The following is a 24,954-nucleotide window of genomic DNA, read 5'->3' as shown; positions in this document are numbered from 1 at the left end:
CCCGAACGGGCGGCGTGGTGCGAGACGAAGGTCAGCCGAGCAGGACCAGCGCCTGCTCGACGGTGCCGTCGAGGAAACGTTGCCGAACCGGGGTCTTACCGACCACCCGAACCCCTTGCAGCAGGGTCACGAGGAACCTGGCCAGGACGACCGGATCCCGGTCCGCCGGCAGCTCCCCCTCGGCGCGCGCCCGCAGCAGCGCGCTCGTGAGCACCGTCTCCATGGTTTCCAGGCTGGAGCTCACCAGCCGGCGCGCGCCCTCGTCGGCGGGAAGCTCGACCGCGGTGTTGGTCATCAGGCAGCCTTTTCGCTGCTGGTCGGCGAGCGAGCTGTCGGCATACCAGCGGACCATGGCGCGGACCGCGTCGAGCGCGGAGCCCGGCCCGGACAGCTGCGCGAGCAGGTCCGCCCTGGTGTCGTCCACATAGCGTTCGACCGCTTGGAGATACAGCTCGCGCTTGCCGCCGAACGCGCCGTAGATGCTGCCGCGCCCCAGCTTCAGGTGCTCGACCAGGTCCTGCATGGACGTGGCCGCGTAGCCCTGCCGCCAGAACAGCTGCATCGCCGTCCGCAGCGCGACGTCCGGATCGAATTCCTTCGTTCTGCCCACCCGGGCGAGGCTACGTTATCTGGACCGATCATTCAAATAAATCGGCTCGGACTGGTCGAGCGGGACGGTGATCCCTTAAGCTCGACTCATGAACTGGTGCACGCGATTTCTGCGCCCCGGGCCGTCAGTCGGCCGCGGGGCCTGTCGCGTGCGTCCGCTCGCGTAGTTCCGGTGGCAGTCGTCGGTTCGGGGGTTTCACCGAATCCGGCCGACTACCAAAGGAACTCACATGTCTACCTATCTCACCCCCCTGGATCTGTCGCGCGCGCTGACCGTGCGCGATCTCAGCGATGCCGCGCAGGGGCCGCACGCCATGCAAACCCTGCTGGACGGGACCGTCGACGCGCTGGTCCGCGCGTGGGGGTCGAACGTGCGCGTGGTGCGCAACTCGCCACTCGTCGCGGTCGTCGACAACTACGACAAGCTGGGCTACGACCCGGCCGACGTGACCAGGGACGCCCGCTACACCCGCTACGTCAGCCCCACCACGATGCTGCGCAGCCACACGTCGGCCGATATCCCGCAGACCCTGCGGGGTTACGCAGGATCGACGGTGCCGATCGATGACCTGATCGTGGTGCCGGGCCTGGTCTACCGCAGGGACGTGGTCGATCGCATCCACGTCGGCGAACCGCATCAGGTCGACCTGTGGCGGCTGCGATCGCGCCCGGACACCGGCGACGCCGACGTCCGGGACCTGGTCGCCCACCTGGTGGAAGCCGTGCTGCCCGGTGCCGAATGGCGAACCACACCGGCCCGGCACCCCTACACCGCCCTGGGCAGGCAGGTCGACGTGCGCCTCGGCGACGACTGGCTCGAACTCGCCGAGTGCGGGCTCATCGCCGACCACGTCCTCGCGAGCGCCGGACTCGATCCCACGCGCTGGTCCGGCACCGCGCTCGGCCTGGGGCTGGACCGAGCCCTGATGTTGCGCAAGGGAATTCCCGACATCCGCTACCTGCGCTCGGCGAACCCGCGGATCGCCGAGCAACTGCGCGACCTGTCGCCGTGGCGGCCGGTCTCCACGCTGCCGCCAATCCGCCGCGACCTGTCGGTGGTGATCGCCGACGACACCGACGACGAAACCCTCGGCGACACCGTGCGCAAGGTGCTGCACGATCGGGTCGACGACATCGAGTCGGTACTCGTCACGGCCAGGACACCATGGGCGGAGCTGTCCGAAACGGCGAGGGACCGGCTCGGCATCGTCCCGGGCCAGACGAATGCCGTGGTACGGCTGATCCTGCGGCCGCTGACCAGGACGCTCACCGACGAGGAGGCGAACGCGCTGCGCAATCAGGTCTATCTCGCGATCCACGTCGGCCCGCGCCTGGAGCTGGCGTGACCCTACGCCGCGGCGCCGAACCAGCGAATCAACGCCGCCTCCAGTCCATCCCGGCTCCCGGAGTCCGCGGCCCACGCCACGAACCCGTCGGGCCGGACCAGCATCGCGGTCAACTCGACCGGCCGAACGGTCTTGGCGGTGACCACCCGGACCCGATCCGCCCACGGCGCGGCCGCCGCCCGCAGTTCGGCCGAATCGGCCAGGTCGAACAGCACCGCCCCGCCGGCGAAGAAGTGCTCGCCGACCCTGGTCCCATCCGACAGCTCGAAGTCCGGCACCGCGGCGCCGACCCGTTCGTGACCGCCGCCGAGGTCGTAGCGGTGCAGCACGCCGGAGATCTTCTGCAGCACCAGGGTCGCGGCCTCGCGGGTAGCGAGCAGTTCGGTCATCACCGCGCGAAGTTCCCTGCTGCGCTTGTCGGTTCGCATGAGGGCGACCTGTGCCCGGGTCCAGTCGAGCACCCAGGCGCCGATCGGGTGCCGCTCGGTGGTGTAGGTGTCGAGCAGGTCCGGCCGTGCCCGGCCGCGCACCACCGCGGCCAGTTTCCAGCCGAGATTCACCGCGTCACCGACGCCGAGGTTCAGTCCCTGCCCGCCGAACGGCGAATGCACGTGTGCCGCATCGCCGGCCAGCAGCACCCGGCCCCGGCGGTACTCGGTGACCTGCCGGGTGTTGTCGGTGAACCGGGTGGCCGAGTGCACGGCGGTGATCTCCACCGGAACACCGGACACCGCACGCAGACTCGCCTGGAGACCGGCGGCGGTGATCGGCGCGTTCCGGTCGGCGGGCGGCCCGTCCAACTCCACGGTGAGGATGCGGCCCAGCGTCGGGTTGTAGACGTACATGCCGGTGTCGGTCGTCGTCCATCCGTGGACAAGCCCTTCGGCTCCGGTCAGGTCGACGAGGGCCTGATGGCCGGTCAGCTCCGGGTCCAGGCCGGGAAAGTCGAAGCCGGACAGCTTGCGCACCGTGCTACGCCCGCCATCGCAACCGACCAGCCATCCGGCTCGAATCGTGTTGTCGCCGAGCCGGATCGTGACGCCGTCGCCGTCGTCGAGGAAGTCGGTCAGCTCGACACCGCGGCGCACGGTGACGCCCAGCTCGGCGGCGCGCCGCCCGAGGGTCGCCTCGATGTCTTGCTGCGGGACGAAGAACACCTCGCCGGCCGGGCCGCGGTCAGCGAACTCGGGTCGATCGAAGTCGATGGCGTCGACGTCGAGCATGATGCCCGCGAAGTGCCCGGCGAACCGCAGCTTCAGCGGCTCGGCACCGGAATCGCCGCCCTCCCGCACGAGCAACCCCATCCGCTTGCGCGCCCGCTCCTGATCGGCGATCAGGTCCGACAGCAGCCCGCGCCGGTACAGCGCCTGCGCGGTCGGCACATTGATCCCCGCGGCCTTCAGCGTCGGATCGATCTCGTCGAGCCGCTCGAGCACCAGCACCTCCACCCCGGCGAGGCGCAATTCGCAGGCCAGCATCAGCCCGACGGGGCCCGCGCCGACCACCACTACATCCCATGTCTCGTCCATGAATCCGACTGTGCCGTCGGCCGATTGCGGCGCCCTTGCACCGCCCTTGCGCGGCGTCTTGCGTTCCGCTCACTTCACCGTGCGCAGCAGCCTGATCACGGCGCGGTCGACCAGTTCGCGGCGGGCGTCGTCGGAGTCGGCCCGGCGGGCGCGCCGGAGCGCGGACGCGATGGTCGCCCCGTTCTCGAACGCCGTCACCACGCGTGGATCGACATAGGAGTTGCGCGCCACCGTCGGCGTATTGCCGAGTGCCGTCGCGACGTCCTCCATGACCTTCTTCACTACCGCCTTGCGCCCGGTTTTCGACCCGGGCCGTTCGGCCGACGCGAAGTCCGCGGCCGCCAAAACCGTTGCCTGCCAAGTGCGCAAGTCTTTGGCGCTGCACTCGCAGCAGGCGAGTTCCTTGAACCGGAGATTGATGTCGTCGGCGTGCAATTCGCGGTAGCCGGAGCCGTCGCGGTAGACGAGCAGCCGCTCCGAGCCGGATTTGCAGCGCCGCAGCGCGCGAACGGCCTTGGCCACCAACGGTTCCCGGATGCGCACGCGGCGCCGGATACCGCCCTTGGCCGGATAGTCGAACAGCATCTCGTCCCCGGACAACCGCACCTGCTCGCGCAGCAACGTGGCGACGCCGCGCGTGCCGTTCTCCTCCGCGTATTCCTCACCGCCGACCCGGAATACGCCACGGTCCAGCAGTTCGATCGCCACCGCCTCGGCCCGGTGCCTGCCGAGCCCCGGCTCGGCCAGATCGGCCCTTATCCGCCTGCGCACCTCGGGCAGCCGGGCCGCCAGCTCGAGCACCCGGTCGAACTTCTCTTCGTCGCGCTCCCTGCGCCACTGGTCGTGGTAGCGGTACTGCCGCCGACCGGCCGCGTCGATGCCGACGGCCTGCACGTGGCCGTTGGGGTGCGGGGAGATCCATACCTTGCGCCACGCGGGCGGGATCACCAAAGCCTTGATGCGGTCCAGGGTTTCGGCGTCGGTCACGGGCTCACCGTCGGTGGTCGCATAGGAGAACCCGCGACCGCGCCTGACCCTGGTCAGGCCGGGGCCGTACACGGTGCTGCGGCGTAAACGCATCGGGCTGCCCTCCCCTCGGGACGGCCGATGGGCGAGGCCGCTGCCTCGCCCATCGGCTGATTCTCGACTATCGGTTCAGGTGGCTGCGTTCGCCGCCGAGGCGTTTGGCCGCGGTCGGCTGGGCCGCCGCACCCTTCTTGCCTGCCTCGCTGGCCCGCTTGGGGTCGTTGTCGAAGCTGCCGCTGCTCGCCTTGCCACCCTGGCTGGCGATCTTGCGCTGCTGCTCCGCGTCCATGGCGGCAAAGCCACGTCGGGCGGCCATGAATCCCTCCTTGCCTCGAGTTATCCGGTCGGCGACGGCTGGGTGCCGTCACTGACGGCCCTACCCGGGGATCCCGGCAGCAAACACTGGGGAGGTCAGGATCAGTGTTGCGACACCAGCGCGGGGGTGGGCTCCGGTATCCGGGCCGCGCGGCGGCCGGAGACGAGGTACAGCGCGACGAGCAGGACGCTGAACCACACGTAGGTGTTGCCGATGAAGTGTTGCCATGGCGTCCACTGGGTTTCGCGATGCTCGCCGTCGGGCAGCCAGTTCTGCGGACCGTAGACGAAGACCGCGGTCATGATCGCGATGGTGATCGACCAGCCGATGGCCTGCCTGCGCGGCAGCAGCGTGGTGTAGCCGATCGCGGCGGCCAGCGCCGGGGCGATCCAGACCCAGTGGTGCGACCAGGAGATCGGGGACAGCAGCAGCGTGAAGACCGCGTTGATCGCGAGCGCGAGCGGCGGGAAGTCGGCGGCCCTGCGCATCGCCGCGACCACGAGGACCAGCAGCGCGGCGCCGAGCAGCAGCCACAGCACGGTGGAGGCGGGCTTGGGCACCTGCAACCGGGACAGCACCGCCTGGATGGACTGGTTCGTGTGGAATGCCGACCCGCTCAGGCCGGACACATTGCCCATGCCGCCGAACCAGTACTTCACCGAGTCACGCGGCAGCACCGCGAAGCCGAGCGCGGTGGCCGCCGCGCCGGTCGCCGCGGCCGTGGCCGCCGACTTGTAGTCGCGGCGGACGAGGAAATACAGCACGAACGCGGCGGGCGTCAGCTTGATCGCGGCGGCGATGCCGATCAGCATGCCGCGCCGCCAGCGGGGTTTGAAGGCGAGGCAGTCGGCCGCGACCAACGCCATCAGCAGCAGGTTGACCTGCCCGAAGTCCAGTGTCGAATGCACCGGTTCCAGCAGCAGGGCCAGCGGGGTCGCGCACGCGGTGGCGACGAGTACCAGCCTGCGCTGCTCCTCGCCGGGCCACACCCGCCGGGCCACCAGATACAGCGTCAGCGCTAGCGCGAGCACCGAGGACACGAAGAAGGTGAACGCGGCCGCGTGCCACGGCAGCAGCGCGAACGGGCTCAGCGCCAGCGCGGCGAACGGCGGATAGATGAACGGCAGCCCGAACCCGATGCTGGTCTGCGGCAGCTGGCCGTACATGTCGTTGCCGTGCCGGAGCGCGTCGACCCCGAGGCGATAGACCTGCAGGTCGATGAACCCACCGGTGATCTTGTGGAACGGCCAGGTCGGCAGCAGCAGACAGAACGCGGCGAACGCGATACAGGCGACGGGTGCCAGCCACACCGCGACGCCGAGTCGACGGTTCTTGGCATCCGGCTCAACGCGGGTGGTCACACTACTCATCCGCGGCGACTATACCGACCCATCGCGTCCGGCACACCAGGTGGGAGGGGCCATCCGGGGCCTACGGAGTGATCCGGGACAAAACGGGTACCTCGGCAGGTGTCTCCCATCCGAAGGAGGTAGGCCCCCATGACCGCGTTGACGGCCGCAGGCGCGAGCAAACCCACGGGTGCGGACGAGTTCGTCCCCGACACCGAGGATCTGGCGACGCTGCGTGCGGCGTCCGGCGGCTGCCGGGGATGCGATCTGTATCGGCACGCGACCCAGACCGTCTTCGGCGAGGGCCCCGCCGACGCGGCCGCCGTACTGGTCGGCGAACAACCGGGCGATCAGGAAGACAAGCAGGGGCATCCGTTCGTCGGGCCGGCCGGCCATCTGCTCGACCGTGCGCTGGTCGACGCAGGCCTGGAGCGCGACACGCTGTATCTGACCAACGCCGTCAAGCACTTCAAGTTCGTCGAGCGGGGCAAGCGGCGGATCCACAAGACGCCGGGGCGCACCGAGGTCGTCGCCTGCTCGGCCTGGGTGACCGCCGAGCTGGCGCTGATCAGGCCGAAGCTGGTCGTGTGTCTCGGCGCGATCGCGGCTCAGGCGGTGATCGAGCGGTCGTTCAAGGTGAGTGAGCAACGCGGACAGGTTGTTTCGCTGCCGGACTACCGGGCGATCGCCACGGTGCATCCGTCGGCGGTGCTGCGCGCACCCGACCGGGCCGAGGCCTACGCGGCGTTCGTCGATGACCTGAAGCAGGTGCGCGCCGAGCTGCGCAAGCGGGCCTCGCGGTGAGGGTCACCGGGGCGTGGTAGGAATGGGCCGATGAGCGATGACCTGGATCCGGAAATCGTCGAACTGGCCACCAGGGTGTTCGGCTTCGCGCGGCAGGGGGATGCCGCTTCGCTGGCCACGTATGTGGATGCCGGGGTGTCCGCGGATCTGACCAATGACTCCGGGGACACGTTGCTGATGCTGGCGACCTATCACGGGCATCGGGACGCGGTGGTGGCGTTGCTGGACCGGGACGCCGATCCGAACCGGGCCAACGACAAGGGGCAAACTCCGTTGGCCGGTGCGGTTTTCAAGGGCGAGGCGGAGATCGCGCGGCTGCTGATCGAGTCCGGCGCGGACCCGGACGCGGGCACCCCGTCCGCCCGCGACGCCGCCGTGATGTTCGGCAAGGCCGATCTGCTGGAGCTGATGGCCGACTACTGAGGGGCCGGAATTTCGCCGCACGCCCGGTGGTTGCCGGAAGAAACGCAACCACTGGAGGCAATGTCGTGTCCGACCCCAACCCCACCATCGAGCCGAAGAGCTTCAACGAGCAGGTGATCGACGAGTTCCGCGCCAACGCGGGCAAGGTCGGCGGCATGTTCGAGGGTGCGGCCATGGTGCTGATCACCACCACCGGCGCCAAGTCTGGACGGCGCGTCACCAGCCCGCTGGTCTACCTGCCCGACGGGGACCGGATCGTGCTCATCGCGTCCAACGGCGGCAGCGACAAGCACCCGTCCTGGTATCACAATCTGCGCGCGAACCCGGACCTGACCGTGGAGATCGGCACCGAACGATACGAGGCGAAGGCCGAACTCGTCACCGGAGCCGAGCGCGACGCGCTCTACGCCAGGATGGTCGAGATCATGCCCGGCTTCGGCGAGTACCAGGAGAAGACCTCGCGGGTGATCCCGGTCTTCGCGGTGCACCGGCACGCGGCCTGAGCGCTACCCGCGCTCGCGCACCGCGGCGACGGCCTTGCGCGCGGCCACCAGGACGGGGTCCCACACCGGGGAGAACGGCGGCGCGTAGCCGAGATCGAGGGCGGTCATCTGTTCGACCGTCATCCGCGCGGTGAGCGCGACGGCAGCGATGTCGACGCGCTTGCCCGCACCCTCGCGGCCGACGATCTGCACGCCGAGCAGGCGCCCGGTGCGCCGCTCGGCGAGCAGCTTCACCGTCATCGTCGCGGCATCGGGGTAATAGCCTGCGCGGCTGGTGGATTCGATGGTGACGGTCACGTATTGCAGGCCGGCGGCGCGAGCGTCCTTCTCCCGCAAGCCGGTTCGCGCGACCTCCAGATCGCAGACCTTGCTGACCGCGGTGCCGACCACACCGGGAAACGTCCCGTATCCCCCGCCGACATTGGCGCCGATGATCTGGCCGTGTTTGTTGGCGTGCGTGCCAAGGGCGATATGGCGTTCCCGCTCGGCGACCAGATCCAGCACCTCGACGCAATCGCCGCCCGCCCAGATGTTCGCGTGGCCGCGCACCCGCATGGCCAGATCGGTGAGCAGCCCGCCGTACTCCCCCAGCGGCAGGCCCGCCGCACTCGCCAGTTCGGTGTCCGGGCGCACGCCGATGCCGAGCACCACCACGTCCGCGGCGTACTCCACGCCGTCGGCGACGACCGCGCGCACGCGGCCCCCGTCGCCGGTGCGGATCTCGGTCACCTCCGCATTGCCGACCACTTCGATGCCCATGCCGCACATGGCATCTCGGACCAGCGCGCCCATGTCCGGGTCCATCGTCGACATCGGCTCTGGACCGCGGTGCAGCATGGTGACGTCGTAGCCGCGCTGGATCAGCGCCTCCGCCATCTCGACGCCGATGTACCCCGCGCCGACCACCACCGCGCGCTTGCCCTCGGTGTGCTCGAGGGTGTCGATCAGCGCCTGCCCGTCGTCGAGCGTCTGCACGCCGTGCACGCCCGGCGCGTCGATGCCCGGCAGCGGCGGCCGGATCGGGCGCGCACCGGTGGCGATCACGAGTTTGTCGTAGTCCGTCCAGGATTCGGCGCCGGAGTCCAGTTCACGGGCGCGCACCCGCCGCCCGGCGACGTCGATCTCGGTCACCTCGGTGCGCATGCGCAGATCGATGTCGCGGGATCGATGCTCCTCGGGTGTACGGGCGATCAGCGCGTCCCGCTCGCGCACGTCGCCACCGACCCAGTACGGGATGCCGCACGCGGAGAACGAGGTGAACCGCCCGCGCTCGAAGACCACGATCTGCAATTCGCTCGCGTCCTTCAGCCTGCGTGCCTGCGCGGCCGCCGACATTCCGGCCGCGTCACCACCGATGACCACCAGTCGCTCCATGAGCTTCACGCTACGGCGGACTGTCCGTCGCCGGCGGAAGGGGGTCGCGGCGATTTGCTGCGGTATTCCTGGTTGCCGTGCGGTTGACCCGGGTTTACTCCACACTGATCTTCTGGCAAACGCTGTGTGAGGGCAGCGTTTACACCCTGGAGCTACACATGAGTGATCAACCGTCTCCGTCCGACGATGAACGTCGGCTCGCCGAACTCGGCTACAAACAAGAATTGGCCCGATCCTGGTCCGGATTCTCGAACTTCGCCATCAGTTTCACCATCGTCTCCATCCTGACCGGCGGATTGGCCAGCTACGGAATCGGTTTGGCCAATGGCGGCCCGATCACCATGGCCTGGGGCTGGCCGCTGGTTTCGGTCATGGTGCTGTTCATCGGCATGGCGATGGCCGAATTGGCGTCGGCCTATCCGACCTCCGGCGGCCTGTACTGGTGGGCATCGCAGCTCGGCGGCCCGGTCTGGGGCTGGTTCACCGGCTGGTTCAACCTGATCGGCCAGATCGCGGTGACCGCGGCCATCGACTACGGGGCGGCCATCTTCACCACCGTGGTGCTGAACGTGATCGGCATCGATATCGGCACCGACCGGACCGCGATCTTCCTGGTGTTCATCGTGATCCTGGTGCTGCACGCCGTGCTCAACGCGATCGGGCCGCACCTGTCCGCGGTGATCAACAACATCTCCGCCTGGTGGCATGTCGGCGGCGTGGCGATATTCGTGCTGGTGCTCGCGTTCGGCGCGAATCACCATCAGAGCGTCGAGTTCGTCTTCACCCGAACCGTCGACAACGCCGGAGTCGGGTTCGGCGGCGTGGCCTTCAGTTTCCTGCTCGGCCTGCTGCACGCGCAATACACGTTCACCGGATACGACGCCTCGGCGCACATGTCCGAGGAAACCCACGACGCCTCGCGAATGGCGGCCAAGGGCATCATCAACACCATCGTGGTGTCGGCGATCGCCGGTTATCTGCTCATCATGGCGGTGACCTTCGCCATCCCGAATCTCGACGACGCCCTGGATCCGACGAAGAACAGCGGTTATCCGGTGATCTACATCCTGGAGAACTCGCTCGATTCGTTCTGGTCCGGGCTGTTGCTGATCATCGCGGCGATCGCGCAGCTGTTCTGCGGATACGCCTCGGTCACCTCGGCCTCGCGCATGCTGTTCGCGTTCGCCCGCGACGGCGCGGTGCCGGGATCGGCGCTCTGGTCGAAACTTTCGGCCAAGCGGGTGCCGGTGAACGCGGTGCTGTTCATCTCGGTGTTCGCGTTCGTGCTGCTGATCCCGTCGATGCTGGTGCCCGCCGAGAACGCGCCGACCGCCTACGCGGCGGCCACCTCGGTCGCCACCATCGGGCTCTACATCGCCTACGGCATCCCGATCCTGCTGCGGCAGGTGCACGGCACCCGATTCCGCACCGGCCCATGGCAGCTGGGCAGGTGGTACCGCCCGGTCGGCGTGGTCGCGCTGATCTGGATCGTGCTGATCAGCTTCCTGTTCATCCTGCCCACCGACGACCGCGGCTATCCGTGGAACGACGAATTCACCTGGAACACCGTCAATTACGCGCCGATCGCTCTGATCGGCGTGGTCGGCGCGATCGGCATCTGGTGGCTGGTCTCGGCGCGCACCTGGTTCACCGGCCCCAAGCGCACGGTCGAGGAAGCACCGGACGCCGGCGGCGAGACGGCGGTCAACGCCTGACGGAACAGCGCGAAGCGACGCTGGTTCGCGGCTTGTCGGTGCCGGTCGCTAGGTTCATCGGTATGGAAAGGATCGACCTGGAAGACAATCCGGCCCGCGGCCGGATTGTGTTTCCGGGAAACCCGTGGCCGGCCGGACACGCGATCGAAGAGTTCGCGTGGACCGGGCGGATCGACGAGAACGGCAATTTATGGTTCGACCTCCACCTGCGGTCGGCCCGGTATGTCGCCGCGGGGGCCGTGGAAAGCGCCGAGGCGGCCGATGATTGGTCGTCGCCGGAGATCTGGCGGAACTACGGGAGTTGCACGCTGTCGTCCACCTACTGGGGCGAGGACGACGGCACCGGTTTTCTGGCCGCCACGCCCGGAAATCCATTTCGTTTGAAAGAGTTGACGCCACAACGACTAACCGCCGATCCGCTGCCGCTCATCGAGATCGATCAGCTCGAATATCTCGCCTTCAACATCTACCTGCTCGGCCACGATTCGGTGGCCGACCAGGAGGTGGTGTTCACCCGCCGCGCGGACGGCAGCCACGACATCGCCTGGCGCGGACGGATCGCGCTGACCTACGTCGACGACGCCGAATTCCGGCATCGATTCGAGGCCAGAATCGTCGCGCCGCTGGAATACATCCGCTATCCGGCCAGCCTTTCGCTGGAGGAGGCGCACGATCATCTCCAGGCCGTCGTGGACGCGCCGGAATTCTTCACCACCGGGCTGGTGGACGGCCAGCCCGCCTGGGTGCCGAACCGTTAGCCGACGGAAAGTGGTTGTCCCAGCCTTTATTTCGTGACATCGCGCTACCGTTGGACAGATGAATTACGAGTTCGTGGTGCTGCCCATGGGAGCCGTCGACTCGCCCGCGGAGGTACCGGCCTATCTCCGGACCCAGACCGGACAGCCGGTCGACGAGCAGTTACGCCGATTCGTGGTGTCCGGTCTGTACCTGTGGAACAGCCGGGTGCCCGCGGCCTACCGGCACGCGTTGCTCACCGTCGAGGCCGCAGGGAATTCGGTCCGGGTGACCGCGGCCGACCGCGCCGACCGACGGCGGTATCGCGGGTCGGCGGTCGACAGCGCGGCCACCGCGGTGCGCGGCCTGATCGAGGGTTTGATTTCCGGTCTGGCGTATCAGCTCTACGACGCCGCGAACGACACGCTCTGGCCCGACCGCACCGAATAACCGTCAGCTACGCGGCCGAATGGCCAGGCAGCACGCAGACCGTGTCGAGGCCGAGCACCCGATTCAGGCGGCCGAAGGCGAGCCAGGAACCGATGCTCATGCTCAATTCCACGAGTTCGACCTGGGTGTACTCGGTGAGCATGCGGGCCAGGAACTCGTCATCGATGCCGTGGTGGTCCAGGGCATAGCGTTCGGCGTATTCGGCCGCGAGCCGGGTGCGTTCGTCGAATGCCTCGGTGAGCCGCCAGTCGGCGACGGCGTCGGCGAACTCCGCCTCCACCTTTTTCCCGTCGCGTTCGGTGCGCCAATCCTGGCAGAAGATGCAGCCGTTGATTTGCGCGATACGCAAACGGGCGGCCTCGAATTCGCGCAGCCCGAGGGTGCTGTGCGAATACACCGACATCGAGAACTGCGCGGCGGCCACCCCGATGCCGGGCACCATTTCGCCCCAGACGTAACCGATCGGGTCCTTGCCCTCGGGGATATCGATGATCATGGGTGTTTCCTTCCGAGTTTGCCGACTGCCGGACGCAGCGGAATATCGAGCGCGTCATAGAGCCCGGGTCCGGCCTCGGCGAGCCAATCGATGGCACTCACCAAACGGCCGACGGCAGTGGCATTTCCGCCCGCGGCCCGGTTGCCGTTCTCGTCCGACGCCTCGATGGTGACCTCGATGCGCGGGCGACCCTCGATGATCACCCGGTGCGCGCCGTCGCCGTCGGCGGGCGCGGGCCAATCCGGCGCGCAGGACGGGTGGATGCGGGTGACGTGTTCGACGATGATGCGCGGCTCGCCGTCGACGATGCCCTGCACCTCGAACCGGACGGCGCCCTGGCCGCCGGCCACGAATTCGCCCATCGACGCCGTGCTGATCGTGGTGTCGAGCGGCCGCCGATCCAGCGTCTCGCGAATCTCGTCGAGTTCGACGCCGAGCGCCCTGGCCATCAGCCGAATCTGCCCGCCCCACACCATGGTCGGCACCGTCGGCGCCAGCATGGGCGGTTGGTAATCCATCGGCTGGCCCATGCCGACCAGCCAGCGGACCGAGTCCGGCTGGTCGTAGGTGGAGTAGTCGAAGATCTCCTGGCAGCGGATCACGTCGACGGTGCCACCGAGGCCGCTGATCAGCAGCGGCAGCACGTCGTTGCCCCAGCCGGGGTCGACACCGGAGACGAACAGGGAACCGCCACCCTCGGCGATCGCGGCCAGCACGGGCTCGCGGATCTCGGACGGGGCGTTGCGCGGGTCGTAGAGCGCGTAGAGCGCGGGCGTGACGACGATCGCGCCCGCCCGGATCGCCAGGACGATGTCGGCGAGTGCGTCGTCGGGGCGCACGTCGCCGGAGGCCGCGTACACGACCGCGCGCGGCTTCGCCGCCAGGACCGCGTGGACGTCGTCGGTCGCCGCGACCCCGACCCGGTAGTCGAGGCCGCTCAGCTCCCCCGCGTCGCGCCCGACCTTGTCCGGATTGTGCACGAGCACATTCGTGAGGGTCAGCGCCGGATGCGCCTCGACGGCCCGAATAGCCGCCCGGCCGACATTGCCGGCGCCCCACACCGCCGTGGAGATCATGCCGGGAGCGTAGCAAGCGCTTGGTCGGGTTCACGCGGTTATGGAAAAGCTGGGGTGCGGTAGCGGACACGAGAGGCAGCAGGTAGGCTTTACGACATCTCAGGTCCCGCGTGATCACTCCGCGACCAGAACCCCCTTCGAACCTTCCCGAAGTTATCTGTAACCGTCGGTTACAGATAACTCTTCCTGCTCGCGGCGGTAGCCACACAGTTACCACCCGGCCGCTCGCATGCGCCGACACCGACCACGCCGGACAGGCCATCGGATGAATCTCCCGAAGGTGAACCCGGCTGCCGCACAACACATCACGACAATCGATCATGCGCGCAACCCGCGCGCTTATCAGCACGTCGAAACCGATATTCCCCAGTAACCGAATTCGGCACCTTACCCGCCCTGAGCGGGTTAGGTTTAGAACGCTCGGGGGCGGGCTACAAGAGGGTGTCCTGCGAAACCGGATCGGCATCCGATGGGTGAGGAGGGATGGTGACGACCGCGAATCCGACCGCACTCGGTTACGTGCGAAGCGATATCTCGGGTCCGCAGCAAGCCTGGGATGAAACCCAGATCCGAAGTCTCGCAAAACGACTCGGCTACGACCTGGTCACAATGATCGCCTTCGACGCGGACACCGACTACCGCATTGATCAACTGGAAACCGCGGTCAAGATCAACGACGCCGAGGCCGTGATCACCCCCTCCCTCGACCACCTCGACGATTCCGTCGATCTCCTGGTCAAATCCTGCGACGTGATCACCGTCCGACCCGAAAACACCTACGCGCGTTGGGCATTTCCCAAAGCCCAGGCCGACGGGTAACGCCACCGGCGGAAGTTTCCCGAGCAAACGTCCGGTTTCCGGAGCACGCCGGGGATACTATGCGCAGATGGCGCACCCCGCCCCGCCGGTTTCGGGGGCGACGGTCGCATCGGACCGTTCGCCCGTGCGTTCGCGCGGCACCGGGGTGGCCGAGGTGGTGGAACGATTCGCCGAGGCGTGGCAGGTCGCGGCGGAGCCGCCGGACCTACTGGCCTATCTGCCGGATTCGCCCGGTATTCGGCGGGTGTCGCTGATCGAATTGATCAAGGTGGATCTGGCGAATCGGTGGGGCCGGGGCACGGCGCCGAAACGGCTCGCGGACTATGTCGCCGATCTGCCGGAATTGCGGACCTGGCCGTTGCCGCCGGATCTCATCTACGAGGAATTCCACGTCCGCCGGCGCGCGGGCAGTTCCGTCGAGGTGGCGGAATACACCGCGGCGTATCCCGAGCAGGCCGAACAGCTTTCGGAAATGCTGGGCACCGACGATTATCACAGCACGCTGATGTCGGCGGCCGAGCCGGTGAATCTGGACGATATCGAGGTCGGCCAGAAGATCGACGACTTCGACCTGATGACCGGCCTCGGCCGGGGCGCGTTCGCGCGGGTGTTCCTCGCGCGGCAACGGTCGATGCAGCGGCTGGTCGCGGTGAAGATCTCCAGGGACAAGGGCACCGAACCGCAGACGCTGGCGCAGTTGGACCACGACTACATCGTCAGAGTCTTCGACCAGCGGGTACTGGAAAGCCGGAAACTGCGGCTCCTCTACATGCAATACGTGCCGGGCGGGACGCTGTTCACCGTGCTCGAACGGGTGCGCGGGACACCGCCGGAGCAACGCGACGGCACCTTGTTGCTCGACGTCATCGACACGGTCCTGGCCGACAAGGGCGAGATCCGCCCGAGCGAATCACCGCTGCGCGCCGAGCTGGCCCAGCTGTCCTGGCCGGAAACCATCGCCTGGCTCGGGCGGCGGCTGGCCGAGGCGCTCGACTACGCGGGCAACGCCGGCGTCCTGCACCGCGACCTCAAACCCGCCAACGTATTGCTCACCGCGGACGGCGTGCCCAAGCTCGCCGACTTCAATATCAGCTTCAGCGGCAATGTTTCGGGCGACAGCCCGGTCGCCTACTTCGGCGGCTCGCTCGCCTACATGTCGCCCGAGCAGCTGGCGGCGGTGCATCCGGATCACGCGGGCACGGCAGCGGACCTCGACACCCGCAGTGACCTGTACGCGCTCGCGGTGGTGCTGTGGGAATTGCTCACCGGCCGAAAGCCGTTCGCCGACGACGCGGTGACCGGCGGCGACCGCACCGCGCTCGACGGCATGCTGGAGCGCCGCTCCGGCAGCCCGAAAGCGCTTCCCTACCAGGATCTTCCGCCCGACTGCCCGGCGGCGCTGGAACGCGCGCTGGTCCGCGCGCTCGACCCGGAACCCGACAATCGTTGGCCGCGTGGGGCGGACATGGCCCAGCAGCTCGAGGTCTGTCTCGACGCCAGGGCCCGCGACCTGGTCGACCCGCCGCCGTCGAGCCTGCGGCTGCGCGCGCGCCGGCTCATGCACCCGATCATGGCGCTGGCCATCGCGGTACCGAACGCGCTGGCCATCTGGTACAGCTACGTGCACAACCGGACGCTGATCATCAGCAAGCTGGATGCCGCGGCGCAGCACCGATTCGATCAGATCGCGGTGACCACCTACGGGTTGTGCTTCCTGATCGGCTTCCTCGTCACCAACATCCTGCTGGCGAACCTGTGGTCGATTTCGCGCGGGCTGCGCAAGGGAACGGCCTATGACGCCGCCACGCTGGCCCGGGCGCGCGGCGATAGCCTGCTGCTCGGCAAGCGAAATGTGCTGACCTGCTTCGCGCTCTGGGTCATCGCCGGTGTGGTCGTCCCGCTGTCGGTGCAGATCTCCGGCAATCACATCCCGGCGCAGTCGTACGTGCACTTCTTCATCACGCAGCTCGTGTGCGGCGCGATCGCCATGGCCTACCCGTACTTCCTGGTGAACTTCTACGCCGTGCGCTCGCTCTATCCGATGTTCCTCCGGCACGGCGGACTCGGTGATCGAGACGCACGCCGCCTGCGACAGCTCGACCGGCGCAGCACCTACTTCCTGGCCATTGCCGCCGCCGTGCCGCTGCTCGGTGTCGCCGGTGCGACGTTCATTCCGCCGGACGATATTCCGGCGGTTATCGTGCCGCTGCGGGTGCTGTGCGTGGGCAGCGCGCTGGCGTTCGTCGGCGTGTACTGGCTGTTCCGCATGCTGGAGCAGGACCTGGCCGCGCTCGAACGCATAGTCGCCCGGTCCGCGCGATAACCCGCAGGATCGCTGGGCCATTCCCGGCTCCGGCGGGTACGGTATACCCGCCGCAACGGCAGGACGCATTCGGCGGAAAGGCGGGCATCGGATGAACGAGCCGTATTCGTCGTGGGCCGCTCGGAATTCGCCCGACGACCGCCCGCTCGCCGCCCGATATCAGAGCGCGGAGCCCATCATCCTGCGCGGCAGCAAGGTCTATCCGATGTACACCGAGCAGGTCGGGCCGGAGCCGACGACGGTCACCATCACGCTGCTCTCCGCCGCGCCCCCCGCCGGGCTGCGCGGGCTCGGGATGGGGTTGTCGGTGGTAGACGGTTATGTCGGATTGAACGGCCGCCGCCTGGCCGGGGTCGACGTGTGGTCCGACGCCCTGGTCGGCGGGATCAGTTTCGACATCATCGGCACCGCGCCGGTCACCCTGGTGACGCTGACCCCGGTCTGGGTGGACGGTTTCGGCGAGCAGAAATCCTGGGTCGGCAATTACGGCATCGTCGTCGAGAGCGCACCGGACGGGCGCATGGTCCTGTGGTGCAGTATCGGCGAGGGGCCCGCCAATTTCGCCAATCTCGTGGTGGAGGTGACCACCTCCCCGGCGGCGCTGCCGGCCCAGCCGCATCCCGAGCCGGACGCGCAGCACACCCATCCGTTGCGGTCGATGCCGAACCTGGCCGCGAACCCGGCGGGCGGGTCTGCGTCGGCGAACGGGCCATACCAGCCGGCCACGCAGTCGGCGCAGGGTAATCCCGGTCCGGATGCCGCGCCGTTCGGTGCTCCGCAGCCCCCGCCGGCCGGTATTCAGCCGCTGCCGATTCCGCCGACCGGTGGGCAATCGGCCGGGAGTCACTATCCGCCACCCGACCCGCAGGCCGGTTCCCCGGCGCCGCCGCCGAATTCGCAGGCCGCCACCCAGCCGAACGCGCACGAGCGGGTCCAACCGCCGCGGCCGAACGCGCCCGCCGGCGCGCAGCAGCGACCGTCGCACCCACCGGCCGCTGCCCAGCAGTCGCCACCGAACGCACCGGGTGCCCAGACTTCGGGCTCGGGCGCCGCCCAGCAACGCAACGCACCCAACGAAGTTCAGCAGTCTCCGTTGAATCCGCCCGCCGGTACGCCACAGCCTTCCCCGAACACGCCCGCAAATGCGCCACAGCCGCCCGCGAACTCGCACGCGGGTGCGCCGCCGAACCCGCATTCGGGCGTCCACCAGCCACCGCCGAGCCCGCACTCCGACGCCCACCGGTCGCACGAGAGCCCGCATGTCGGCACGCATCCACCGACCCCGCACCTCGGCTCCGACGCCCACTACGGCCCCGGCGTCCAGTCCGCCCCCACCCGCCCCATGCAGACCAAGCCGGCGGCCGAGGACGCGCCGTCCCCGGACACCAGCTACCGCACCGCCCTCTACGACCTGGGCGTGGCCATGTACGGCCGCGGCGAGGAAGACCAGGCGTGCGGGCTGTGGGCCCAGGCCGCCGACGCCGGCCACGCGGGCGCGGCCTACGACCTCGGCGTCGTCCGCTTCCGCCGCGGTGACCTGGATGACGCCGAACGCTGGTGGCGTACCGCGGCCGATCGCCGCGAACCGCGCGCCATGGCCGGGCTCGCCGAACTGCTCGATCGCCAGGGCAATTACGCGGAAGCCCGGGTCTGGCGCGCGTGCGCCGACGAGGAGCGGGTGCCGAAATCCGATCAGTCGGTCAGCTCGGGCTGACCGCCGCGTAGTTCCGCGCGCGCCGCCATCAGCGCGAAACCCAGCAGGTTCAGCCCCGGCCACTGTGCGGGCTGCTCCGCCCGCGGATCGTCGGCGGCCAGTCCGATCCCCCAGATCCGGTCCACCGGACTGGCTTCCACCAGCACCCGATCGCCGGTGCCGAGCAGATACTCGGTCAGCTCCGCGTGCTGCCCGAATTTCGCCACGTTGCCCCGCACCACCACGTCGTACCGGTGCGCACTCCACACCGTGCCGTCGAAGCCGCGCACCTCCCGCCCGAGCGCCTTCGCCGCCTTCGGGGTCGGCGCGGCCAGCACCCGCTCGGCATTGTCCGCGTCGCCGAAAAGCCGCGCCTTGCCCCACATCATGTAGTGCTCGGCCGAGGCGAACTCCACCCCGTCGAGGACGAACGGCGCGGGCCACCACTGGCTCAGGCAGCTGGCCCCGATCCGTCCGCTCCGTTCCGGTTGGTGGCCCCAGAACAACAGGTAGTCCACTTTCTCGCCCGCGGTTGTCACCCTGACCAGGTCGTCTACCGAACGGAGGTTCATGATCAAAGTGTGCCCTATGGCAGGCCGTGCCCGCCTGCCGAATATCGGCGAGCGTCGTTGGGGGCGGCCGACATAGGGTCGAGTCGTGAACAGGCACATCGCTTTCGAACGGCTGCACAACTTCCGCGATCTGGGTGGGTATCCGACCGAAGACGGACGGGCGGTGCGCTGGGGACGTCTGTTCCGCTCCGATTCGCTGAGCAAGCTGCGCGACGCGGATCTGCGGCGCTTCCTGGACCTGGGCGTCACGACCGTCGTCGATCTGCGTTATCCGTGGGAGATCGATTCGAAAGGCCGAGTGCCCCACTATGATTCGCTCGACTACCACAACCTCAGTATCGAACACCGCCCCTACGATCAGGCGGCGCTCGGTCCGGACATCGAGACCGGCCCCTACCTCGCCGAGCGGTTCCTCGAGGTCGCCTACGACGGCGTCGAGGAGATCCGCGAAGCCCTCCGGGTGATCGCCGCGGCGGACGGACCGACCGTCTTCCACTGCGCGTCCGGCAAGGACCGCACCGGCCTGATCGCCGCCCTCGTCCTGACCTTGCTCGGCGTCTCCGAGCAGCAGATCGTCGAGGACTTCACCCTCACCGAACTGGCCACCGAGCGGCTCGTCGCGGATTGGCGGGCCGCCTACCCGGACAAGGTGCTGACCTGGCCCGGCTACGGACGCGCACCCGCCGAGGTCATGCGCCTGTTCCTCGACGGGCTGGCCGTCGATCACGGCTCGATGCACGGATACGCGACGACGGTGCTCGGCGTCGACGACGACCTCATCGCGGCCCTGCGCCGCAGCCTGCTCGAACCGGTCTAGCGACAGCGCAATCCGCTGGTCACCGGCGCAGATAAAGCGGTCGCGGGCGACGGGACGGGTGCACCGTTCCGCTCCGCCGCGCGACAAACCGGATCCAGCCCGGTGGCAGACGTCGGGAATGGTTGACAGTGTTGTGGGCGGACCGAACAATGGATCGCATGGTCAGTGACGAGCGGCAATTGGATCCCGCTCTGGAAAAATGGTTGCAGGACGCACTCGGAGAGCAAGGTTATCGACTGTTCCGTGACCGCCCATTGATGGCCATGGTGCTCCTGCAAAATCGCGACGAAATGAATGACGTGCCGAGCAGAGTATTGTCGGCGTGGCGGCGCGAGATCGTGGGCGCAAGACGCGAAGTAGACCAGTCCGAAGCACTCTTCATCGACGTCGCCCTGCGCAACAACATGACCTGGCAAAATATCGCCGATGCACTCGGCCTACCCAGCGTCCAGGCCGCACAGAAGCACCGAGCCCAACTCGCCGACGAGTTGGACCGCATGCACCCGGAAAACAACCCGGCACCGTGGCTACCGTGAATGCCGCGGTGAGCAGATCCGCATCCGACAGCTCACCGCAGCCTTGTCACACCCTTATACGACGGCAACCCACTGCTCGACGATCAGATCCGGTGGAGACGGAGCCGTCATCCAGCAGTAGTAATCGGTATACCGCCCTTCCTTGACCCCTTCTTCGCCACTTTCCAGGCATATTCTGCATGCGTTCGGCCCATAGTAGGTGTACGGCCTGGTCCGGTAGTAGCCCATGTCGGGCGGCGCAGGATTGCACGGACCCCGCAGGAGCTCCGACCGGACCTCCGAATCCGCCACCTGCACAACATCGCGTATGGGCACACCAGTCGGGCTCTGCTGTGTCACCGCGGACGCAGTCGGAGCGATCAGGATTACGGCGGTAGCCGCTGATGCGCACAACAAAGAGAACATTTTCATTTCTGGAATACTCCGATACTGTCTGGGAATGCCCGCGTTCGGACAGCGGGCAAACCGATGTCGATTTTCCGCGAAAGAATAAATAGCGGACTGGATGCAGCTGACGCCGGACACGTCTGTTGACCTGCTTGTCCGCGCAGAGACGTACGCTTCCAATTACGAAATAACTGGAACCCAGGTGCCGCCGTCCGACCGAGCCCGCCATACGAGATGCGCGCGCTTGCCGGACCGCTCCACAGCCTGGTTCAATTTATGGTCGGTCGAATACCCAAAGTAGCCCCCCTTTGATGCATGACCCGCAATTCGATGCCTGTTCGGCAATCATTGCGATCTGTACGGACAAGACGATACCGCGAGATTCAGTTGAGTGTCCAGATCTCCGCTCTGCCAGATATGGGGTGCCGAATTGCTCGTATATTGCTTGATCCGACGCGAGTTCGCGCATTTCCTGGAAGGGCCTACGGCCGGTTCGTCGCCGACCGCGGCACTTGCCAGTTGCCCGCGGTTGGTCGACCGTGCGTCGGTCAGCCGGTCGCGCCCACGGATCCCTCGAGGCGTGCGCTCGCGCGATATCGCGGCGGACGAACCGGTTGGGCTGGTTGATCCGGGGCGGGGGGTGTCCTGTACAGGTCATCGGGAACGGGGATGAACTCGCACCGCTACAGAAATGTATCGGATACATTCATGTATCAAACGAGGAAGGGAGCGCCGTGACCGGGAACTTCGGTGACTACCAGTACGAGATCTATTTTCAGGGCCTCGGTGGTGTTCAGCCCACTCTGCCGATGACGTTCGCGGAGTTGGAGGCGCGGGCGCAGGCCGCGCTGCCGCCGGGGATCTGGTCATATGTGGCGGGTGGGGCCGGCGATGAGCTGACCCAGCGCACGAACGCGACGGCGTTCGAGAAGCTGGGCCTGACGCCCCGCATGCTGCGGGCGACGAAGGAACGGGACCTGTCGATCGATCTGTTCGGCATGAAGCTGCCGTCCCCGATCTTCATGGCACCGGTCGGCGTGATCGGCCTGTGCGCGCAGGACGGGCACGGCGACCTCGCCACCGCCGAGGCCGCGGCGCGCACCGGCGTCCCGATGGTCGCCTCCACGCTGACGGTCGACCCGCTAGAGGACGTCGCGGCCAACTTCGGCGATACCCCCGGCATGTTCCAGCTCTACACCCCGACCGATCGAGACCTGGCCCAGAGCCTGGTCAGCCGGGCCGCGGCCGCCGGGTTCAAAGCCATTGTGGTGACGCTGGATACGTGGGTACCCGGCTGGCGCCCGCGCGACCTGAGCACCTCGAACTTCCCGCAGCTGCGCGGCCACTGCCTGGCCAACTACTTCAGCGACCCGGTTTTTCGCGCGATGCTCGCGAAGACCCCGGAGGAGGACCCGAAAACCGCGATCCTGACCTGGATTTCGCAGTTCGGCAACCCGGTCACCTGGGAAGACCTGGACTGGCTGCGCTCGCTGACCGATCTTCCGGTGGTACTCAAGGGAATCTGCCACCCGGACGACGCCCGCCGCGCCAAAGACGCAGGCGTCGACGGCATCTACTGCTCCAACCACGGTGGCAGGCAAGCCAATGGCGGTATCCCGGCGATCGAGCACTTGCCCGGCGTGGTCGCCGCCGTGGACGGCCTGCCGGTGCTGTTCGACTCCGGAATCCGTTCCGGCGCGGACATTGTCAAGGCGCTGGCGCTGGGCGCGACCGCCGTCGGCATCGGCCGCCCGTACTGCTACGGCCTGGCCCTCGGCGGCGCCGACGGCATCGCGCACGTACTGCGCGCACTGCTCGCCGAGGCGGATCTGCTGATGGCGGTGGACGGCTACCCGACGATCGCCGATCTCACCCCGGAGATCATCCGCCGATCGAGCTGACCGGCCGGCCGGGCTGGGCGCCGGCTCAGCTCGGCTGAATCAGCGTGCGCTTCAGGATCTTTCCAGTCGCGTTGCGCGGCAGCGCCTCCAGGAACGTCACGTCGCGCGGCACCGAGAACCGGCTGAGCCGATGCCGGATGTAGTTGCAGACCATGTCCCGGTCCAGCCCGAACCCCTCCCTGGTCACCACGAACGCGGCGAGGCGCTGGCCGTACTCCTTGTCCGGCACGCCGACCACCGCGACCTCGCTGACCTGCGGCAGATGCGACAGCGCCTCCTCCACCGGACGCGGGAAGACGTTCTCGCCGCCGGAGATGATCATCTCGTCGTCCCGGCCCGCCACGAACAGCAGCCCGTCCGCGTCGAGGTAACCGAGGTCGCCGGTGTCGAGCATGCCGCCCCACTCGGTGGGCGGCTTGGCGTCGGTGTAACCGTCGAACAGCATGTGGTTCAGCACGAAGATGCGACCCGTGACCCCGCGCGGCACCGGACGCAGATCCTGGTCCAGCACAGCGAGTTTCGTGCCGAGCGGCGGCCGGCCCGCGGTGGTCGGCGCGGCGCGCAGATCGGCCGGGTCGGCGATGGTCGCCCAGGACACCTCGGTCGAACCGTAGACGTTGTAGAGCACATCACCGAAGCTGTCCATGAACTTCAACACCGCCGGACCGGCAAGGGGCGCACCACAACTGGCGACCACCCGCAGGCTGGAGGTGTCGTAGCGATCGCGAATGTGCGCGGGCAGATCCAGGATTCGGTTCACCATCACCGGCACCACGATCAGCGAGGTGACCCGATGCTCTTCGATCAACCGCAGGCTGTCCTCGGCGTCGAACCGTTCCGGCAGCACCACACTCGCCCGGATCGGCGTGCTGATCTGCAACGCCGCCAATCCCCAGGTGTGGAACAGCGGCGCGGGGATGAGCATGGTCTCGTCCATCCGCAACGGAATCCGCGACAGCAGCGCCGCGACGGTGCCGAATCCCTTGGGCTGCGGGCGTTGTGCGCTCTTGGGCGTGCCGCTGGTGCCGGAGGTGAGCACGATCAGCCGGCCCGGATGCGACGGCCGGGAAAACGTCGGCGCGTCCAGCGCGATCAGGTCGTCGACGGTATTGCGGTCGAACCGGGACTCCCGGCCGGTCGCGAACCGCGGCACCTCGGCCGGGATGTACTTGGTCGAGTCGTCGTACTCGTCGTCGAGGAACACCGCGGACAGCCCGTGCCGATCGGCGACGTCCTCGATCTGGCGGGCCGACAGCCCGGTGTTGAGCAGCACCGTGTCCACCCCGAGTTTGCCGGTGGCAACCATGCATTCGACCATCGCCACGCGATTGCGCGAGAGTAGCCCGATTTTGTCCCGCGCGCCGATGCCGAGCAAGGTCAGCGCCGACGCGAGTTTGTGTGTGCGATCGTGCATTTGACCGAACGTGTAAGCGGACACGTCGTCCACCACGGCCAGCCGATTCGGCGAGTGCCCGGCGGCGGCCGCGTAACCGCCGGCCAGGGTGAACCCCCACTTGGCCAGCCCGCCCACCTGTTTGAGCGCGCGATCCGGCCGGTAGGTGCGCACGACACCGGTCGCCACCATTTGTTTCAGGGTACCGACCTGCTGCTTCGCCCCCGACTCCTCGCCGTTGACCAGTACCGAGGTCGGGGTGCCGAGAATCGCGTCGGCGATACGCTCCAGCCCGGCCATGGTCCAGTCGATCACGTCCTCGTTGTCCCGCTCGGCAATCCACGGATGGATCCGCGCGGCACCGAAGTAGGTGATGGTGATCCGAGTCTGTTCCTGCTCGCCGCGTAGTCGTACCGCGGCGAAACTGCCCAATCCCGGGCACTGTAGCTCGAAGGTTTCCAGCTCCTTGCCGACGACGAGGCGCAGCGCGGGCACGGTGAGCTCGTTGCCGTCGTGGCGCGCCCGGATCAGCAGCACGGGGTGCGTGTCCGAGGTTTCCGCGCGTTCGCAACCTCCGATTCCGCGAAACATCCGGGTGTAGGTCTGCGGGTCCAGGAAAAAGTCCCACAGTGCTTTTCGTGCGGCCGCGAACTCCGCATCGATAGTGATGACGTCCGTTACCAACTGCGTGCATTTCTTCCTGGGCCGACCGAGCGGTATGGGTCGGCATGGTTACGTAGTTGTACCCAGCGGTAACAATTA

The 24,954-nt window shown here is 67.8% G+C and carries 23 protein-coding genes; 13 read left to right on the top strand and 10 right to left on the bottom strand.

The features are described from left to right. Positions 1 to 31: 31 nt before the first annotated feature. Positions 32 to 610, bottom strand: a complete 579-nt coding sequence (locus ACFQ9K_RS15395; RefSeq protein ID WP_378725808.1) for a TetR/AcrR family transcriptional regulator — start codon at positions 608 to 610, stop codon at positions 32 to 34. Positions 611 to 839: 229 nt separating this feature from the next. Between ACFQ9K_RS15395 and ACFQ9K_RS15390 the strand changes: the two genes are divergently transcribed. Continuing rightward, complete coding sequence (locus ACFQ9K_RS15390; protein ID WP_378725806.1) at positions 840 to 1,955, top strand: hypothetical protein; 1,116 nt, start codon at positions 840 to 842, stop codon at positions 1,953 to 1,955. A gap of 2 nt (positions 1,956 to 1,957) precedes the next feature. Here ACFQ9K_RS15390 and ACFQ9K_RS15385 read toward each other — a convergent pair whose 3' ends face one another. The 4 genes from ACFQ9K_RS15385 to ACFQ9K_RS15370 form a co-directional block, all read right to left on the bottom strand. Continuing rightward, complete coding sequence (locus tag ACFQ9K_RS15385) at positions 1,958 to 3,484, bottom strand: FAD-dependent oxidoreductase (RefSeq protein WP_378725804.1); 1,527 nt, start codon at positions 3,482 to 3,484, stop codon at positions 1,958 to 1,960. Positions 3,485 to 3,553: 69 nt separating this feature from the next. Then, positions 3,554 to 4,564 carry a DNA topoisomerase IB gene (locus ACFQ9K_RS15380; RefSeq protein ID WP_378725822.1) on the bottom strand — a complete coding sequence of 337 codons (1,011 nt, stop codon included), beginning with the start codon at positions 4,562 to 4,564 and terminating at the stop codon, positions 3,554 to 3,556. 67 nt (positions 4,565 to 4,631) lie between these two features. Further along, positions 4,632 to 4,826 (bottom strand): general stress protein, encoded by a 195-nt coding sequence (locus ACFQ9K_RS15375; protein ID WP_378725710.1) that lies wholly within the window; start codon positions 4,824 to 4,826, stop codon positions 4,632 to 4,634. Positions 4,827 to 4,927: 101 nt separating this feature from the next. Further along, on the bottom strand, positions 4,928 to 6,196 hold the full coding sequence (locus tag ACFQ9K_RS15370) for a glycosyltransferase 87 family protein (protein WP_378725712.1): 1,269 nt from the start codon (positions 6,194 to 6,196) through the stop codon (positions 4,928 to 4,930). 129 nt (positions 6,197 to 6,325) lie between these two features. Between ACFQ9K_RS15370 and ACFQ9K_RS15365 the strand changes: the two genes are divergently transcribed. The 3 genes from ACFQ9K_RS15365 to ACFQ9K_RS15355 all read left to right on the top strand — a co-directional run bounded on the left by ACFQ9K_RS15365 (position 6,326) and on the right by ACFQ9K_RS15355 (position 7,905). Next, entirely contained in the window at positions 6,326 to 6,979 is a 654-nt protein-coding gene (locus ACFQ9K_RS15365; protein ID WP_378725714.1) for a UdgX family uracil-DNA binding protein, read from the top strand. A 30-nt stretch (positions 6,980 to 7,009) separates the two neighbouring features. Beyond that, positions 7,010 to 7,402: an ankyrin repeat domain-containing protein gene (locus ACFQ9K_RS15360; protein WP_378725716.1), complete on the top strand. Its 393-nt coding sequence runs from the start codon at positions 7,010 to 7,012 to the stop codon at positions 7,400 to 7,402. Between the two features lie 65 nt (positions 7,403 to 7,467). Further along, positions 7,468 to 7,905 (top strand): nitroreductase family deazaflavin-dependent oxidoreductase, encoded by a 438-nt coding sequence (locus ACFQ9K_RS15355; protein ID WP_378725718.1) that lies wholly within the window; start codon positions 7,468 to 7,470, stop codon positions 7,903 to 7,905. Positions 7,906 to 7,908: 3 nt separating this feature from the next. Here the strand turns inward: ACFQ9K_RS15355 and ACFQ9K_RS15350 are convergent, their stop codons facing one another. Further along, complete coding sequence (locus ACFQ9K_RS15350; protein WP_378983229.1) at positions 7,909 to 9,279, bottom strand: FAD-dependent oxidoreductase; 1,371 nt, start codon at positions 9,277 to 9,279, stop codon at positions 7,909 to 7,911. 158 nt (positions 9,280 to 9,437) lie between these two features. Here ACFQ9K_RS15350 and ACFQ9K_RS15345 point away from each other — a divergent pair, with 158 nt between their 5' ends. The 3 genes from ACFQ9K_RS15345 (at position 9,438) to ACFQ9K_RS15335 (ending at position 12,179) form a co-directional block, all read left to right on the top strand. After that, a complete protein-coding gene (locus ACFQ9K_RS15345; RefSeq protein WP_378725722.1) occupies positions 9,438 to 10,994 on the top strand; it encodes an amino acid permease in 1,557 nt (518 codons plus the stop codon). A gap of 62 nt (positions 10,995 to 11,056) precedes the next feature. Next, entirely contained in the window at positions 11,057 to 11,752 is a 696-nt protein-coding gene (locus ACFQ9K_RS15340) for a hypothetical protein (protein ID WP_378725724.1), read from the top strand. Between the two features lie 58 nt (positions 11,753 to 11,810). Continuing rightward, positions 11,811 to 12,179, top strand: a complete 369-nt coding sequence (locus ACFQ9K_RS15335) for a hypothetical protein (protein ID WP_378725726.1) — start codon at positions 11,811 to 11,813, stop codon at positions 12,177 to 12,179. Positions 12,180 to 12,186: 7 nt separating this feature from the next. On the opposite strand, the gene ACFQ9K_RS15330 is transcribed toward ACFQ9K_RS15335, so the two are convergent. Together ACFQ9K_RS15330 and ACFQ9K_RS15325 are read right to left on the bottom strand one after the other, a co-directional pair. After that, entirely contained in the window at positions 12,187 to 12,675 is a 489-nt protein-coding gene (locus tag ACFQ9K_RS15330; RefSeq protein ID WP_378725728.1) for a carboxymuconolactone decarboxylase family protein, read from the bottom strand. Further along, the gene (locus ACFQ9K_RS15325; protein WP_378725730.1) at positions 12,672 to 13,751 is read right to left on the bottom strand and encodes a dihydrodipicolinate reductase; all 1,080 of its coding nucleotides are present in this window, start codon (positions 13,749 to 13,751) and stop codon (positions 12,672 to 12,674) included. The genes ACFQ9K_RS15330 and ACFQ9K_RS15325 overlap by 4 nt, the downstream gene beginning before the upstream one ends. Positions 13,752 to 14,237: 486 nt before the next feature. On the opposite strand from ACFQ9K_RS15325, the gene ACFQ9K_RS15320 reads away from it, so the two are divergent. The 3 genes from ACFQ9K_RS15320 (at position 14,238) to ACFQ9K_RS15310 (ending at position 18,607) form a co-directional block, all read left to right on the top strand. Next, entirely contained in the window at positions 14,238 to 14,570 is a 333-nt protein-coding gene (locus ACFQ9K_RS15320; protein WP_378983226.1) for a hypothetical protein, read from the top strand. 67 nt (positions 14,571 to 14,637) lie between these two features. Continuing rightward, on the top strand, positions 14,638 to 16,893 hold the full coding sequence (locus tag ACFQ9K_RS15315; protein ID WP_378983224.1) for a serine/threonine-protein kinase: 2,256 nt from the start codon (positions 14,638 to 14,640) through the stop codon (positions 16,891 to 16,893). Positions 16,894 to 16,984: 91 nt separating this feature from the next. Next, positions 16,985 to 18,607, top strand: a complete 1,623-nt coding sequence (locus ACFQ9K_RS15310) for a hypothetical protein (RefSeq protein WP_378725583.1) — start codon at positions 16,985 to 16,987, stop codon at positions 18,605 to 18,607. Here the strand turns inward: ACFQ9K_RS15310 and ACFQ9K_RS15305 are convergent. Beyond that, on the bottom strand, positions 18,586 to 19,158 hold the full coding sequence (locus ACFQ9K_RS15305; protein ID WP_378725585.1) for an NADAR family protein: 573 nt from the start codon (positions 19,156 to 19,158) through the stop codon (positions 18,586 to 18,588). The two genes, ACFQ9K_RS15310 and ACFQ9K_RS15305, sit on opposite strands and share 22 nt — an antisense overlap. Positions 19,159 to 19,243: 85 nt before the next feature. Here ACFQ9K_RS15305 and ACFQ9K_RS15300 point away from each other — a divergent pair, with 85 nt between their 5' ends. The 3 genes from ACFQ9K_RS15300 to ACFQ9K_RS15290 all read left to right on the top strand — a co-directional run bounded on the left by ACFQ9K_RS15300 (position 19,244) and on the right by ACFQ9K_RS15290 (position 22,799). Continuing rightward, complete coding sequence (locus ACFQ9K_RS15300; RefSeq protein WP_378725587.1) at positions 19,244 to 19,975, top strand: tyrosine-protein phosphatase; 732 nt, start codon at positions 19,244 to 19,246, stop codon at positions 19,973 to 19,975. Positions 19,976 to 20,133: 158 nt separating this feature from the next. Further along, positions 20,134 to 20,511: a hypothetical protein gene (locus ACFQ9K_RS15295; RefSeq protein ID WP_378725588.1), complete on the top strand. Its 378-nt coding sequence runs from the start codon at positions 20,134 to 20,136 to the stop codon at positions 20,509 to 20,511. 1,121 nt (positions 20,512 to 21,632) lie between these two features. After that, complete coding sequence (locus ACFQ9K_RS15290) at positions 21,633 to 22,799, top strand: lactate 2-monooxygenase (RefSeq protein ID WP_378725590.1); 1,167 nt, start codon at positions 21,633 to 21,635, stop codon at positions 22,797 to 22,799. A gap of 25 nt (positions 22,800 to 22,824) precedes the next feature. Here ACFQ9K_RS15290 and ACFQ9K_RS15285 read toward each other — a convergent pair whose 3' ends face one another. After that, the gene (locus tag ACFQ9K_RS15285; RefSeq protein ID WP_378725592.1) at positions 22,825 to 24,876 is read right to left on the bottom strand and encodes an AMP-binding protein; all 2,052 of its coding nucleotides are present in this window, start codon (positions 24,874 to 24,876) and stop codon (positions 22,825 to 22,827) included. Between the last annotated feature and the right edge of the window lie 78 nt (positions 24,877 to 24,954).

The sequence above is a fragment of the Nocardia sp. NPDC056564 genome (genome assembly GCF_042793755.1).
In the GTDB taxonomy this organism is placed as follows: domain Bacteria; phylum Actinomycetota; class Actinomycetes; order Mycobacteriales; family Mycobacteriaceae; genus Nocardia.
Note: the sequence above shows the minus strand (reverse complement) of the source record. Positions and strands in the feature narration are given on the sequence as shown.